At 29.4% G+C, this 16,121-nt stretch carries 16 protein-coding genes; all 16 read left to right on the top strand.

Going from position 1 to position 16,121, the window contains the following annotated elements:
• Positions 1–101: 101 nt before the first annotated feature.
• A complete protein-coding gene (locus HF850_RS09605; protein ID WP_169105219.1) occupies positions 102–425 on the top strand; it encodes a helix-turn-helix transcriptional regulator in 324 nt (107 codons plus the stop codon).
• Position 426: 1 nt separating this feature from the next.
• On the top strand, positions 427–903 hold the full coding sequence (locus HF850_RS09600; protein WP_169105218.1) for an ImmA/IrrE family metallo-endopeptidase: 477 nt from the start codon (positions 427–429) through the stop codon (positions 901–903).
• Between the two features lie 48 nt (positions 904–951).
• A complete protein-coding gene (locus tag HF850_RS16155) occupies positions 952–3,711 on the top strand; it encodes a DEAD/DEAH box helicase family protein (protein ID WP_169105217.1) in 2,760 nt (919 codons plus the stop codon).
• A 209-nt stretch (positions 3,712–3,920) separates the two neighbouring features.
• Positions 3,921–4,373: a hypothetical protein gene (locus HF850_RS09590; protein ID WP_169105216.1), complete on the top strand. Its 453-nt coding sequence runs from the start codon at positions 3,921–3,923 to the stop codon at positions 4,371–4,373.
• A 1,005-nt stretch (positions 4,374–5,378) separates the two neighbouring features.
• Entirely contained in the window at positions 5,379–5,756 is a 378-nt protein-coding gene (locus HF850_RS09585; RefSeq protein ID WP_169105215.1) for a helix-turn-helix transcriptional regulator, read from the top strand.
• 9 nt (positions 5,757–5,765) lie between these two features.
• Positions 5,766–6,542 carry an ImmA/IrrE family metallo-endopeptidase gene (locus HF850_RS09580; RefSeq protein WP_169105214.1) on the top strand — a complete coding sequence of 259 codons (777 nt, stop codon included), beginning with the start codon at positions 5,766–5,768 and terminating at the stop codon, positions 6,540–6,542.
• Between the two features lie 188 nt (positions 6,543–6,730).
• Positions 6,731–6,871, top strand: a complete 141-nt coding sequence (locus HF850_RS09575) for a hypothetical protein (RefSeq protein WP_169105213.1) — start codon at positions 6,731–6,733, stop codon at positions 6,869–6,871.
• Positions 6,872–7,070: 199 nt separating this feature from the next.
• The gene (locus tag HF850_RS09570; protein ID WP_169105212.1) at positions 7,071–7,619 is read left to right on the top strand and encodes a sigma-70 family RNA polymerase sigma factor; all 549 of its coding nucleotides are present in this window, start codon (positions 7,071–7,073) and stop codon (positions 7,617–7,619) included.
• 78 nt (positions 7,620–7,697) lie between these two features.
• A complete protein-coding gene (locus tag HF850_RS09565) occupies positions 7,698–7,925 on the top strand; it encodes a hypothetical protein (RefSeq protein ID WP_243159454.1) in 228 nt (75 codons plus the stop codon).
• Entirely contained in the window at positions 7,891–8,226 is a 336-nt protein-coding gene (locus tag HF850_RS09560; RefSeq protein ID WP_169105210.1) for an rRNA biogenesis protein rrp5, read from the top strand. The genes HF850_RS09565 and HF850_RS09560 overlap by 35 nt, the downstream gene beginning before the upstream one ends.
• A gap of 73 nt (positions 8,227–8,299) precedes the next feature.
• Positions 8,300–8,848: a DUF2815 family protein gene (locus HF850_RS09555; RefSeq protein WP_169105209.1), complete on the top strand. Its 549-nt coding sequence runs from the start codon at positions 8,300–8,302 to the stop codon at positions 8,846–8,848.
• A 168-nt stretch (positions 8,849–9,016) separates the two neighbouring features.
• Positions 9,017–10,957 (top strand): DNA polymerase, encoded by a 1,941-nt coding sequence (locus tag HF850_RS09550; RefSeq protein ID WP_169105208.1) that lies wholly within the window; start codon positions 9,017–9,019, stop codon positions 10,955–10,957.
• 221 nt (positions 10,958–11,178) lie between these two features.
• On the top strand, positions 11,179–13,437 hold the full coding sequence (locus HF850_RS09545) for a phage/plasmid primase, P4 family (RefSeq protein ID WP_169105207.1): 2,259 nt from the start codon (positions 11,179–11,181) through the stop codon (positions 13,435–13,437).
• 309 nt (positions 13,438–13,746) lie between these two features.
• Positions 13,747–14,259 carry a CYTH domain-containing protein gene (locus HF850_RS09540; RefSeq protein ID WP_169105206.1) on the top strand — a complete coding sequence of 171 codons (513 nt, stop codon included), beginning with the start codon at positions 13,747–13,749 and terminating at the stop codon, positions 14,257–14,259.
• Positions 14,260–14,436: 177 nt separating this feature from the next.
• Positions 14,437–15,111, top strand: a complete 675-nt coding sequence (locus tag HF850_RS09535; protein WP_169105205.1) for a hypothetical protein — start codon at positions 14,437–14,439, stop codon at positions 15,109–15,111.
• Positions 15,112–15,502: 391 nt separating this feature from the next.
• Entirely contained in the window at positions 15,503–16,063 is a 561-nt protein-coding gene (locus HF850_RS09530) for a GNAT family N-acetyltransferase (protein ID WP_169105204.1), read from the top strand.
• Positions 16,064–16,121: the final 58 nt, after the last annotated feature.

Here is a 16,121-nt window from a genome sequence, read left to right as displayed (position 1 = left end):
TTATACAAAAAAACGGTCGGAACCCTTGAAATATAAAGAAAAATTAAAAAGCGTAGTGTAAACAACTTTACACTATCATGTAATGAAAGAAGGTAGATATTATGAAAATAAAATTGAACGAAAAATTAAAGGCACTTAGAAAAGAATTAAAATTATCTCAAGAATATGTGGCTAATGTTTTAGGCATTAATAGAACTACAATTACAGCTATTGAAAGTGGATCAAGGAGAGTAACAAGTGATGAATTAGTTAAATTTTCAGAACTATATGGAGTTACTTTAGATGAACTAATGTATGAACAAAAAACTTTAGATTCTGAGGCAAAAATGTTTGCAAGAACTTTTTCGGAATTATCTGATTATGACAGAAGAGAAATAATGAATCTTATTAAGTTTAAGAAGAAAATAAAAGAACAAGGAGTGTAGAATGTTCGAAGAATATAAATTTCAAAAATTTTTTGGAAATGCTAGAGATTTAGCTAGAGAAGTTCTAAAACAAGTATTTGATGATAAAAAGCCCTCTTTTCCTATAGATCCATTTTTGATATTAGATAAATTTAATGTACTTTATCAATTCAGGGATTTTGAGGAATTAGAGGGTATTTATATTGTTCCAGAAGATGCAGATGATTTTGCTATTGTAGGTATTAATGAAAATAGGCCTATTACAAGGCAGAGGTTTACAGCTGCACATGAACTATGCCATCATATAAAAGATAGATCTGAAGTATCAATATGCCCTATAGATGGAAGAACTAAGAATGATACTGAGAAATTTGCAGATGATTTTGCCAGTGAATTACTTATGCCAACTAAATATTTAGAATTAGAAGTTAACAAATATTGTGTTGAAGGGTATATATCTTTTGAAACTGAGATTTTAACTAATAAAATATGCAAATAAGAAAGAATATGTATTCTTACACATAAGAAAAAAGGATGTGGAAATACTGTGATAGATAAGAAAATTGGTTTTTCGGGAACAATAAAAGTAGAAAAGAGCAACAGTAGTAGATCTCTTTATAGATTTCAGGAAGAGGCCATAAAAGCATTAAATAAAACTGACAATTATCCAGTATATAAAGGATTGCTTGTCATACCAACAGGGGGAGGCAAGACATATACGGCTGTATATTATTTACTAAGCAGAGTTATAAATAAAGGCTGTAAAGTATTGTGGCTTGCTCACAGGCATGAATTATTAAATCAGACAATACAGACAGCAATTAGAACATCATATAAAAATATCATAAAAGATAGAGATGAGTATAGATATAGAATAATATCTGGAATGCATGATAAGCCTGTTAATATAAGAGAAGACGATGATTTTATAGTTGCTTCAAAGGATAGTCTTAATAGAGGAATTGAGTATCTTGAAAGATGGGTTAAAGCTAATAAGGATAATATCTGCTTAGTTATTGATGAAGCACATCATGCAGTCGCTAAAAGTTATAGAAATATAATAAGCTTGTTAGAAAAATACTGTAAGAATAATCTTAAGATAATAGGTCTTACAGCAACTCCAACAAGAACAAATGATAATGAAAAAGGACTTCTAAAAAAAATGGTGTTCAAGGATGATATCTGTTATAGTGTTGATTTAAATACATTGATTGCAGATGGAATATTAGCAGAGCCTAAATTTTATGATAGAAATACTAATTTAAAGATTAATGATACACTGACGTCTAAGGAGCTTAATGGAATTAAAAATGCTGATATTCTGCCAGAAAAGATTGTTAAGGAAATTACTGAAAGTGCAGCAAGAAATAATTATATAGTTAATGAGTACATAAATAATAGGGACAAGTATGGAAAAACATTGGTGTTTGCTATAAATGTCAACCAAGCAATAGTACTAAATAAACTGTTTAGGAATAAGGAGATAAAAAGTGATTATGTTGTTTCATCCATTATAGATATGAAAACGCGTGTAGCAGTTTCTAATGAAGAGAATATGAAAAAAATTAAGGATTTCAGGGAAGGAAAAATTGATGTACTTATAAATGTTAATATCCTTACAGAAGGTACAGATATTCCAAATGTACAGACTATATTTCTTACAAGACCTACAACTTCAAGAATACTGTTCAATCAAATGGTTGGCAGAGGCCTTAGAGGTGTAAAAGCAGGAGGTACTGAAAAAGCATATATAGTAAGCTTTATAGATGAGTGGAAAAGTAAAATCAGCTGGATAAGCCCTAAGAGTTTACCTGAGTTTGGATGCTACATAGAAGGTACAAAAGATAGAAGGAAATATATACAGAATCTTATTGAAGTAAGACTTATAGAACAGTTTGCTTCTGATATTGATAAAAAAGTTAAAGTAAATGAGATAAGTACAGATAAATATGAAACATTTGAAGTTGCTGGGGCTTATGTTTTTACAATTGATAATGAAGATTATGATGTTGAAAAAAGTTGTGAAATAATTGTATTTAATCATTTAAAAGATGCTTATGAAGAATTTATCGAAGCTCTTCCTTATATTTTTAATGATGAGTTTCATATAAGTCTTGATATGAAAGAGGACGAGCTTTATAAAAAATTAGTTCCATATGTTATGGATGAATATTTTAGTGGGTATGATTTGAGCTTTGGTTTTGAAGAGTCATACGTAAAAGATATTCTTTTATACTATCAGATTTATGAAGTGCAGCCAAAGATGATTAAAATTGATAATAGCAGATTTATTCATGTGGATAAATCAGAAATTAAAGAACCTGAAGTAAAAAGGGATGAATTTGATTTTGAAAAGATGTCACTTTCTCAGATTAAAGAAATTGATCCTGTCTACTGGAGAAAGTTAAAAAATATGATATTTGAAAAATATAAAGATGAAAATGGATATTATGTAAGTGCTACAGGAGATTATAAAGATAGGAGAAAAATTAATTTTGAGATAGATCATATTATTCCTCTATCTAAAGGTGGGAAGACTGTACCTGAAAATCTTCAGCTTCTTGCAAGATGGGAAAACAGGCAGAAGGGAGATATGATGCCTGAAAATTATTTATTAGAACAGCTTAATAGTAAATTTTATATTCAAGATAGCATTGAAGAAAGCAAAGAACTTGCTAAAAAGATACTAGCTGAAGATCCTGATAATATTTTTACTTTAAATATTATGGCTGCTATTAGTGGAATTGAAGAAAAATATACTAAGACAATCGTATATGCTAATAAAGTTCTCAAAATAGATGAAAAAAATGGAGTGGCCCTAAGCTGGAAAGGGTGGGCATATATTAAAAAGAATAATTTAAAAGAAGCAGAAAAGTGCCTTGAAGAAGCAGTCAATTATATTGATGATTTTGATACATATTATGACCTTGCTGCATGTAAAAATAATATGAAGAAAAAAGATGAGGAACTGTATTATTTATTAAAGGCATTGGATATTACTGAAAATCATGAAGATTATAATAACGGAACAGAATTAGATGATGAAACTTATAAGGATAGAATAATTAATATTTCATATAGGCTAGGGCGAGTATACTTTTCTAAGAGAAAGTATACTGAAGCAAAATCATATTTTGAAAGATGTGTTGAATGCAACGAAGAGGATGATGATGCTATTAATTGGATAGGCGTATGTTATGACAGGCTCAAAAACAGAGAAAAAGCATTAGAATATTTTGAACTTGCACATAAATTAAATAAAAAAGAAAAACGATATATTGAAAATATAGAAAGAATAAAAGAATAATTAAAAATAAATAGTAGTAAGTAAAGGTTGGATTTTTAAGGATTCTTTGCAGAGTTGTTATTTTTTGTTTTATAAAGGGTGAGTGCTTATTATCAGGATAAATATGGAATTTTGGTTGGCTCTTTGGTATTATTTATTTAAGTGTTTATATTATACAGTGGTGGTTTATGAACATTGAATAAAAATATCAAGAAAGGGAATTGGGGAAAATGGGGATTGAATTAGATATTGAAACAGGGATATTAACAATTGACAAAAAATATAAGATAAAACCAAGAATGACATTACAAGAATTACAGAATTCAAATTTAGTAGAATTGATGAACGAAGAAAATAAAAAAGATTTATCAGAAGGCGATGGTACTAGGCTAATGATAAGAACAAAATATGGTAATGATGCAGTTAGTGTTATGTTAGTGTGTTATGATGAGTTGATGAAAACAGAAATAACAGTAGATACAGCAGGGCTGTCAGCTGCATATCATGAAGATGATCAAAATAAATTATGGGATGTGGTAGGCAAAAATTCTCAATTAATGCATGAACTTTTGAAAGATACTGAAAGACAAAAAATATTTAGTTGGGGAATGATTAAACAATATGGTGGAGGAAGAGATTATAATGTCTCTATAGAAATTTTATATTGTGATTTGGGTATTTGAGGTGATAATGACCTTTTTTTATTTAAATATATTGATTCAATAAATGAACGTTGCCAAAAGTGGCAACGTTTTTTGATGGGGTTAATATTTGAAAAATAGTACCAGTCGATATAAGTATATATATGAGTAAAAAGTTGGTAATTTTAATATATCAAGATAGATAAAAGCGAAGATTTTATATGTATAGTTAAGCTTATGAATGATAATGTCTTTGGAGAAGAAGTTCTAGGCATAATAGAAAAAATGGAAAAAGCTTAATTATCTAGTTGAAAAAATACCAACCGCAAATTTAATTATAATTCTTGTATTGATTGAAAATACTGAGTTTACAGAGATTTTTTATTGATGACTAAATTTTTAGGGAAATGACTGGTACTTTTTTTTGGAAAGTGTTATTATAACTATATTAGATGGATTTTATCTATTTTATAAATGGCTTAAAATCAATGGATGAACCATAACATTAAAGGAATTAATTAAAATGCAAAAAATTAACTGTATGATGATATGATGAAATTATTTAAGGAAGCAAAAACTAAAGAAGAACAAGATTTTTATGTGATGTTATCAAATCTAGTATTAAAAAGAAAAGCCCAAAAGGTTATATAAGATGTTAAATAAATATAACATAAAATTAAGTGATTATAAGATATATCTTAAAGCAGATTATTCAAATTTACATTAAAGGTGAGTTTAGTTGAAAAATACAGAAATTAGTCGAACGAAATTTCTGTATTTTTTATATTTTATGGAATATAATGTTATTAGCAACTTAGCTTACAAGCAAACAAGCATTTATGTAAGAAGAGTTTATAACAGCAATAAATTTATCCAGATTTAAAGAAAGTATTAAGAAAACATAGGCGACATATTAAATAAATGTTAAGAGAGCAAAGAAAAAATAAACGATATTAGATATTAAGAGTGTATGGTTGTATAGTTATAGAGTTAGAAGTGTAGAGTTGTAATGCAGTGTTTAAAGAGATGTTTAGAGGATGATTAGATATGAATATTAATGTTGAACAAAGTTTTGGAGAATTTATTGCAAAGAAAAGAGAAGAACAGAGAATCACATTAAGAGAAATGGCTAGGTTACTAAAGATAACACCACCATATTTAAGCGATATTGAAAAAGATAGACGTAATCCTCCAGATAAAGATAAATTAGATGAAATAGCTAAAATACTTTGTTTAAGCGATGAAGAATGCAATTATATGTATGATTTGGCTGGAAATAAGAGAAATACAATAGCACCTGATTTACCAGAGTATATAATGGACACATATAATGTGAGAGTAGCACTTAGAAAAGCTAGAGATCTAAATCTTGGAGAAGATGAGTGGAATGAGATTGTAAAAGAACTTGAAAATAGAAAGGGGTAATCTTCATTCATGTACTATCCTAAATTTAGAACTAAAGCGAATAATGTTCCAATACTAAATAAAAATGAAATAGATTATATAGCTGAAAAATTTCTTATGGATTTTAATCCAGAGCTATTAGATACACCGCAAGCTATAGATGAAGATAGATTTTTAACTGAATATTTAGGGTTGGTTCAAGATTTTCAATATTTAACTAACAACGGAATTTATCTTGGAATGATAGTTTTTAATGAATCAAATAAAGTAATTGTATATGATCCAGATACAAGCAAAGCTAAATATATAAAAGCTAAAGCTGGTACTGTGATTATTGATAATTCTTTATTAGAAGATGGACAAGAACATAGATATAGGTTTACAGTACTTCATGAAGCTGGACATTGGATATTTCATAGAAAAAAGTATTCTATAGATTTATCTCAAATGTCATGGTTTGATTTCGGAAATACTTTAAATATACAATGCAGATCATCAATAATTGATGGAAATATTAAACCAGTGGATAAATGGAATGATAATGATACTATGGAGTGGCAAGCAAATTATTTTGCTTCAGCACTTCTAATGCCTAAGACCATGGTGTTAAAGGTTTGTAATGATGAAGAACTTAAGGATTATTTGACTTTTATGAGTTTGGGAAATATTGATATATACAATGAATTACTAATAAAACGTATTTCAGGCATATTTAATGTATCTAAAAAAGCAGCAGAAGTTCGCTTATGTAATTTAAATATAATAAGTACGGAATGGAATAATAATTCAATGTTTTCTTATAATTAAAAAATTATTAAATAATAGCATCCTATAAGTGTGGATGCTATAAAAAATACTAAAGCGTAAGCAAATAAGCTTACATGTAAAATATACTTATATAATATTAAGTAGGTTTATGTAATTATAGGTGTATTTTATATGTACATTAAAAATATATTTAGATAAAAATATTCAGATAAAAAGGAGGATAAATAATGGGAGTACAATTAAAGTGTCCATGCTGTAACAAGAGAGCTATGGATGTTATAGAAGCAAAGGGGAGTGTGGTTATGGAGATTAAGTGTCCTCAATGCCACAAGATAGTAAAAATACAGTATATAAATAACCAAAATTAAAGATATAAAACATAAAAATAATAACTCAACTACCGAGCAAGTGATCCATAAATAAAAAATGAGATACCAAATGGCCGGAGTAGAACTAGAAATAGTTTTTACTCTAGGCCATTTTTTGTTTAGGGTTTGTTTGCCATGCCTAAAATCACTCTATTTCTAGTTTTGCTTGTGGCCCAAAAAGAAAGGGGCACATGTAAATATGAAATTTAGAAAAACACCAATTGAAAAAAGAAATACTTATATCTATTGTGGAGAAAGTGGAAAATTTGAATTTATTCCAGATGAGAATAGTTCAACTGAAATAAATATTGTTAAACAACTACATTCTTATGATGATAAAGAAGTATATAACAACATTAAAAATAGCCGTCCAAGACTTACAGATAAAGAAAAAATACAACTTAAAGAATGGGAACAACTACACCCAGGTGAAAAAGCACCAAGGAATTGGAATATATCAATTGATGCAATTATGGGTGAAGAAAGTTCTGCACAGGATAAGAGTAAAGTTCTTGAAATTGCATATTATTCTATCCATGAAGAAGAATCTTTAGAATTAGAAATATTACATGATGTTGTTGATGCACTTTCTCATAAGCAACAGCTTTTATACAAAAAAATTGTTTTAGAAGGTTACTCTAGTACAGAAATAGCAAAAGCTGAGGGAGTAAGTGTTGCTGCTATAAGCAAGAGGATGAAACGAATACATGAAAATATAAAAAAAGAATTTCAAAAAAAATTATCATAGGGGTTAAAAATACTGAAATAAATTTGACTGATATATGTAAGGGACATATTCCTTACAGAAAGAGGTGGAGAAATGAAAATGAAACATAAGGTTTGTATTAATGTTACTGATGGTAATGGACAAAAGAAAGCAGTATTGAAAGGTGGAGTGAGAAGCATACCTCAAAGGATACTTACAGCTCTATTGGGTGAAAAAACAAAAGTTTTAGTGCTTACACCTGGTGAAAGTGTAGAGTCAATAGAAATTCATGAAATAGGAGGGGGATTATCACATGGTCAGAGTGAAATTATTAATCAGCATAATTAACGATTTAAAGTTACTAATAGAGGACTTAGAATGTATTGTTAATGCAGTAAATGAAAAAGAAAAAATCAAAATTAATAAAGAAATAAAACAGAATGACAGCAGTTTAGTAAATAAAGAAGCTAAAGGAAAGAAAATAAAATTAGAAGATGTAAGAGGTATTCTTGCTGAAAAGAGCCAAGCTGGAATGATTTCAGAAGTGCGTGAGATTATTAAAAAATATGGTGCAAGTAAGTTGAGTGAAATTAATCCTAAGGATTATGCAGATGTTATAAAAGAGGCAGAAAAGCTTAAAATTGATTAAACATATAATTTTCAGTTAAGAAGAGAAAATGTAATATAAGAAATAATTTAATAAGATAATGGAGGAATAAATTATGATTAATAAAAACGTTACCAAGGTAATAACAGGGGTAAATACTAGACTAAGCTACTTTCATGGATGGGAACCTGTATCTATTAATGGAGGTGCAGAAAAGTATAGTGTTTCACTACTTATCCCAAAAGAAGATAAGAAAACTATTGATACAATAAATAAAGCTATAGATGCTGCAATAACAGAAGGTATTGCTAAATTTGGAGGTGAGAAACCTAATAAAGCAGAAATTAAACTTCCATTAAGAGATGGAGATATAGAAAGAGAAGATGAAGTATATAAGGGGCATTTCTTTTTAAATGCAAACAGTACAACAGCACCACAGATTGTAGACAAGTCTGTAAATCCTATACTTGATAGAAATGAAGTTTACAGTGGATGCTATGCAAGAGTATCTTTAAATTTTTATGCTTTTAATAGCAACGGAAATAAAGGTGTTGCCTGTGGACTTGGAAATATACAAAAAATTAAAGATGGTGAGCCATTAGGTGGAAAAAGTAATGCAGCTGATGATTTTACAGCTGTTGAAGATGATGATTTCTTATCATAAATAGATAAGATATTACGTAATATAGTGATTATGAAGGTTATGTAAGCTATTTTATGTTATATGAAAAATGATAAGATATTACGTAATATAATGATTGTTCTGAAACTAATAGGGCAGCGGTTTTTACGTTGCCCTATTAATTTATAAAAAATGAGGAAGGTGCTTATAATGAATATGTTATCAATAGATATTGAAACTTTTTCGTCTGTTAATTTGCAGAAGTCAGGGGTATATCCCTATGCAGAAAGTGATGATTTTGAAATATTATTGTTTGGTTATTCTGTAGATGGAGGAGAGGTAAAAGTAGTTGATATTAGGTGTGGAGAAAAAATACCACAGGAAATTATTAATGCTTTAACAGATGATAGTGTAAAGAAATGGGCCTTTAATGCATCCTTTGAACGTATATGTTTATCAAAGTATCTTGGATATCCAAATGGAGTATATCTAAATCCATCATCCTGGTATTGCACAATGATATGGTCAGCAACGCTTGGACTGCCTCTATCACTTGAGGGAGTTGGAGCTGTCCTTGGACTTGAAAAGCAAAAGCTTACAGAAGGTAAGAGTTTAATACGGTATTTCTGTGTCCCATGTAATCCTACCAAAATCAATGGAGGACGAATAAGAAATTTACCACACCATAATATGCAGAAGTGGAATGCATTTAAATCTTATAATTTACGTGATGTAGAAACAGAAATGTCCATACAAAAAAAACTATTAAAATTTCCTGTTTCAAAAGAAATTTGGAATGAATATCATATTGACCAGGAAATAAATGATCGTGGAATTAAAGTTGATATGGTGTTTGTAAGACAGGCAATTAATATGGATAACATTAGTAAAGATAAGCTTACATCATTAATAAAAGAAATCACAAATCTTGAAAATCCAAACTCTGTACAGCAGATGAAAAAATGGCTTTCAGATAATGGCATAAAAACAGATACTTTAGGAAAAAAAGCTATAGAAGAGTTAATAAAAATAGCTCCAAAGGAATTAAAAGAGGTTCTGGAACTTAGACAGCAGCTTGCAAAATCATCAGTGAAGAAGTATACAGCAATGAAAAATGCAGTATGCAAAGATTCTAGGGCAAGGGGAATGTTTCAGTTTTATGGTGCAAATAGAAGTGGAAGATTTTCAGGAAGATTAATTCAACTACAAAATCTACCTCAAAACCATATGTCAGATTTAGCAGAAGCAAGAAAATTAGTACGTAGTGGAAATTATGATGCACTAACTCTTTTATATGATTCTATACCAGATACTTTATCAGAATTAATTCGTACTGCTTTTATTCCTCATAATAATAAGAAATTCATTGTAGCTGATTTTTCAGCAATTGAGGCAAGAATTATAGCATGGATTGCAAAAGAGAAATGGCGAATGAAAGTCTTTAAAGATGGAGGAGATATTTACTGTGCATCAGCAAGTCAGATGTTTAAGGTTAATGTTGTAAAGAACGGTGAAAATGGTCATTTGCGTCAAAAGGGAAAAATATCAGAACTGGCTTTAGGTTATGGTGGATCTGTTGGAGCATTAAAAGCAATGGGAGCATTAAACATGGGATTAAAGGAAGAAGAATTACAGCCTTTAGTTATAGCATGGAGAAATTCTAATCCTAATATAGTTAATTTATGGTGGGCAGTTGATAATGCAGTAAAAGAGTGTATAAAAAAGAGAATAAGCACAGAAACACATGGAATTAAATTTAGCTATAAAAGTGGATTTTTATTTATTACCCTTCCTTCAGGTAGAAGGCTTGCATATGTAAAACCAAGTATAGGAGTTAATATGTTTGGAGGAGAATCTGTTACTTATGAAGGCATTGGAAGTACAAAGAAATGGGAGGGATTAGAAAGCTATGGACCTAAATTCGTTGAAAATATTGTTCAGGGAATTGCAAGGGATATTTTATGCTATGCCATGAATACATTATATGAATATAAAATAGTAGCTCATGTTCATGATGAATTTATTATTGAAGCTGACAAAGATATTCAGCTAAAGAAAGTATGTGAACTCATGGGAAAAACACCACCTTGGGCACAGGGCTTATTACTTCGTGCAGATGGATATGAATGTGAATTTTATAAAAAAGATTAAATATAAATTTTTTTTTAAAAGGGGTTAATAAACTCCTTATTTTTTTGCCTGTAATTTAAGAAATGAAATTTCTAAGTTAATTATAAGGAGGATTGATTATGGACGGAATTGCACTATTAACAAAGCATTAGGATTAATAAAGTATGAGGTGAAATATATGTTGCTAAAAAGCTTAAATAGAAAATTATATAGTTTGACAATGACTTTCAGGAGGTTACAAAATGATTAAATTTACTTTATATACAGCTAATTGTAAAGGTAGTCTTAAAAACTGTTTATATCCCAATAAAAGGATAATTACTGATAAAGAATCTATGATAAAGGCTGTTAAGTTTGACCATGTTACAGCACAGTATAAGAACAATTATAGAGGTATAGCAAATTTTATTGAAGCAGATAACATTCCACTGGACTGTGATAATGACCACTCAGATAATCCAAAGGACTGGGTTACTTCTGTTGATGTGGCTTTTGCATTTGAAGATGTACCATTTGTTGTTGTTTATAGCAGAAATCATATGAAAAAGAAAGGTAATAAATCTCCACGACCAAGATTTCATGTTTATTTCATATCTTCAGTTATAAAAGATCCTAAAGAATATGCAGATTTAAAACAAAGGATTGCAAAAACATTTCCTTATTTTGATACAAATGCAGTAGATAGTGCAAGACTACTTTTTGGAACAGATAATCCAGAGGTTGAAATATATGATGGAGATAAGCTTATAACAGATTATTTAGATGAAGTTGCTTTTACAAATTGGGATAATGCTTTGGATATGGTTCCAGAGGGAAAACGTAATAGTACCATGAGCCATATTGCAGGGAAGCTTGTGAAGCGTTATGGAAATACTGAAGAATCTTATTGTTTATTTTTAAAACAGGCTGAAAAGTGTAATCCTCCTTTGGAAGATAAAGAGCTGAAGGTTATATGGAATAGTGCAGTTAAATTTGGAAAAAGGATATCTGCTGAGGAAGGGTATATTGCTCCTGAAAAATATAATATTGATTATAAATTAAAACCTGATGATTTTTCAGATGTAGGTCAAGCTGTGGTCCTTGCAAGGGAGTATGAAGAAATGCTTCGTTATTCTCCATCAACAGATTATTTGGTATACAACAACAGCTATTGGGAAGAATCAATGCCAAAAGCTCAAGGATTATCACAAGATTTAACAGAGCGTCAACTTGAAGAAGCAGAAATCCAGATAGAAAAAGCTATGAAAGAATTTACAAACAATGGTGGTATGGAAATACTAGCATCAGTTGGACCTAAAAAAGCAGTGCGTATGTTTAATAAAGAGCAGTCTCATGTTTTTGAGCAGTACCAGTCAGCATTGGAATATAGAAAATATGCTATTAAACGCAGAGATTCAAAATATATATCAGCAGCATTAAAGGAAGCAAGACCAATGCTTCAAGTGGAACTGAAAAATCTTGATTATGATGAATTTTTATTAAATACACCATCCTTTACTTATGACCTTAGAAGAGGAACCAATTATCCAATGGAACATAATCCTAAGGATTTTATAACAAAGCAGACATCAGTTGATCCTAATCTTCAAGGAGAAGATATATGGAAAGCTGCACTTGATACATTTTTCTTAAAGGATGAAGAACTTATAGGGTATGTACAGAGAATGGTTGGGCTGTCTGCCATAGGTAAAGTGTATGTGGAAGCATTAATTATAGCTTATGGTGAAGGAAGAAATGGCAAGTCTACCTTTTGGAATGTTATATCAAGAGTACTTGGAACTTATAGTGGTAATATATCAGCAGATATGCTTACAGTTGGATGTCGTAGAAATGTGAAACCAGAGCTTGCTGAGGCAAAGGGTAAAAGAATGCTTATTGCATCAGAGCTAGAAGAGGGAATGAGATTAAATACAGCAAATGTAAAACAGCTTTGTTCAACAGATGAAATATATGCAGAAAAAAAGTATAAAGATCCATTCAGCTATATTCCAACTCATACACTGGTGCTTTATACAAACCACCTTCCAAAGGTTGGAGCTATTGATAAAGGTACATGGCGAAGGCTGATTGTTATTCCATTTGATGCAAAGATTGAAGGTAGTTCAGATATTAAAAATTACGCAGATTATCTATATGAAAGAGCAGGAGGATCTATTTTATCATGGGTTATTGAAGGTGCAAGAATGGTAATTAATGAGGAATATAAAATTAATCTTCCTAAGAAGGTACGTGATGCAATTGAGCATTATAAAGAGAATAATGATTGGCTGTCACATTTTCTTTTAGAACGCTGTGAAGTGAATGAATCTTATTCTGGAAAATCAGGTGAAGTTTATAACGAGTATCGTATGTTTTGTAGTCAAATAGGTGAATTTACTCGTAGTACAGCAGACTTCTATACTGCTTTGGAATCTGCTGGCTTTAAGAGATACAGAAACTCAAAAGGCAGTTATATAAAGGGATTAAGGATAAAAAGCGATTTTTTAGAAGAAATAATGTAAGTCTATGTAAGTTATATATATAACTTTTTATATAGGAATAAAAACAAGTATATATATAAAGTTATAGAAATAGCCTACATAGACCTACACACCTTTAAAATATCACTGATGGATGAGGTAGGAGAATGCTAGAAAAACATATAGAACATATGGGAATTGGAGGAATACTTGATGAAATACAGTCCTCATGATTATCAGAATTATGGAGGGAAAAAGATATGGATAAGATAAAAGAAAACTCAAAAGAGGAACTCATCAAATTCCATCGAAATTATATATTATACAACATAGAGAAAGGTGAATTAAAAAATGGAGATAGAAAGAAAATGGTTATTTAATATTGATGATGTTCCAACAGAATTATCTAAGACTATAACAGATTATAAGCAAGGGTATATTTCCATAGAGCCAGAGGTGAGAATAAGAAAAAGGATAGTTAAGAATTTAGTTACTATGGAAAATTCAAAAGAAACTTATGCACTTTGTATAAAGGGAAATGGTACTCTTACTAGACATGAAATTCAAAAGGACATAACTGAACAAGAGTATAAAGAATTGCAGGAAGTAGGTAATATTACTGAGGATATGATGATAAGTAAGCATTATTATGCTATTCCTATAGTTTGTGATAATAACAAAATTTATCGCCTTACTGTTGGAGTTGTTGATGCTGATACGCCTAATGAATTTTGCTATGGTGAAATTGAATTTGATACAGAAGAGGAAGCTAAAGCATTTAACCCTCCTGATTGGTTTGGTGAAGATGTAACAGAAGACTATAGTTATAAAATGAAGAATTATTGGAAGAGGACAAGACTATAATAGTTTGTAATACTTAGATTTTAATTACGCTTGTTTTTAAGGAGTAATCATCTGATTATATGGATATTATATCAATCAAACCCATATAATGTTTTGCTATAAAATTAAAATTGATGTATATTTAAAATCATATACATATACATTGATATTTAAACCATGCATTTAGGGAGGGATAAAATGATAAAATTTAAGGGTACAAAGATACTTGCAAGTGCATTGGCAATAACATCTATGTTGACATTAGGTTCTTTTAAGGCAAATGCTGAATGGAAAGAAGAGCCTATAGGTTGGAAGTATAATACTGGAGATACTTTTGCTACTGGATGGCAAAATATAGGTCAAGACTGGTATTTTTTTGATGATAATGGTTATATGGTTAGCAATAAGTATATAGATGGTTTTTACTTAGGTAGTAATGGAGCTATGATTGGTGGGACAGGTGTAGCAGATCCATTTTCTAATGCAGATTCTATTAAAAAATCTATGCCTATAACTGTTCCAGATGGTTGGAGTGTTTTAAATAGTAATCTTTATAAAATGAATTATGCAACTCTATTAATGTATGATAAAAGAGATACTCTTGGGAAAAAGGAACGTAGCATTATTTCAGATATTCAATCAACATTAAAGAATAAACGTGATTTCAAGGAAAAAATGAAAACATTTAATGGCCATAATGCTTATTGCTATGAGTATTCAGAATTTAATGGTGATGAAATCTCGAAATTTAATCTAATATTTATATTTAAAGATAACACGGTATATGCCTTTACTATGATTAGTGATGAGGAAAACTTTTATACTGAAAAGACAGAGTTAGAAAGTGTTTTAAAATCATCATTAAACATATAGAGATTACTAATAAATTTAACAAAGCTATATATATGATTGTAATTTATATCATATGTGTAGCTTTGTTTTTTGCTTAAATTAATGAGTTGTAATATATAAAGTGTATGTAATATAAATATTGAATTAAAGTAATGATTTTATTTGGGGAGTATTATAATTACAAGTTTTATTGTAAAAATATAGGTTTATATGTATAATATTTGTAAAATACTATTATTAAATGAATGAGAAACTATTATCCTTTTATCATCTTAATACAAAGTGTAAAAAATAGAGGATAAGACAAATTAATTTGGATAATGCTATATTTTGATTATATATAAATCATATAATATTTGGTATATAATTATAGTGGATTTTATGCCAATACTGCGTAATTAGGGGGAAGAATATGACCAGAATACTAAAAATTAAAAATTTACAGCAAGAAATTGTTACTTGTACTATATCTACATTAAAAGAAGAAAATTTGAATCAGGTAATAAACCTTCAAGAAGAGGTTGTTAATACATTAGAAAATAAAGAATATTTTTTTAAAACAGAGAATAGTGAATTTAGAGGAATTCTTAATAATAAAGAAAATATATGTTTAGGGTGCTTTAATGAAAGTAATGAATTAATAGCTTATGGAATGTTTATAAAACCTACTTTACTTGACAATTATGGATTAGATATAAATTTAGAAAAAGATTTATTGCCATTAGTAGGTCATATAGAGTCGACTATAGTACATCCAAATTATAGAGGTAATTCTCTACAAAAACATTTAATAGCAGCAATTGAAGAATTAATCGACAGAAACAAATTTTCTATTTTATGTGCCACTGTACATCCTGATAATAAAGCAAGTTTGAAAACTTTTTTAAAGCTTGGATATGAAGTTAAAATAGAAAAAGAAAAGTATGGTGGGCTAAGACGATATGTTTTAATGAAATCAATAGCATACAATTAAAATTTCTATCAATAGTAAACAGCCACCTGCTTATTATAGCAAGTGGCTGTTTAAAGTA

Origin of the sequence: Clostridium sp. SM-530-WT-3G, assembly GCF_012843905.1 — a bacterium.
In the GTDB taxonomy this organism is placed as follows: Bacteria; Bacillota; Clostridia; order Clostridiales; family Clostridiaceae; genus Clostridium.
The sequence above is the reverse complement of the archived record's forward strand: the minus strand, read 5'-3'. Positions and strand labels throughout refer to the sequence as shown.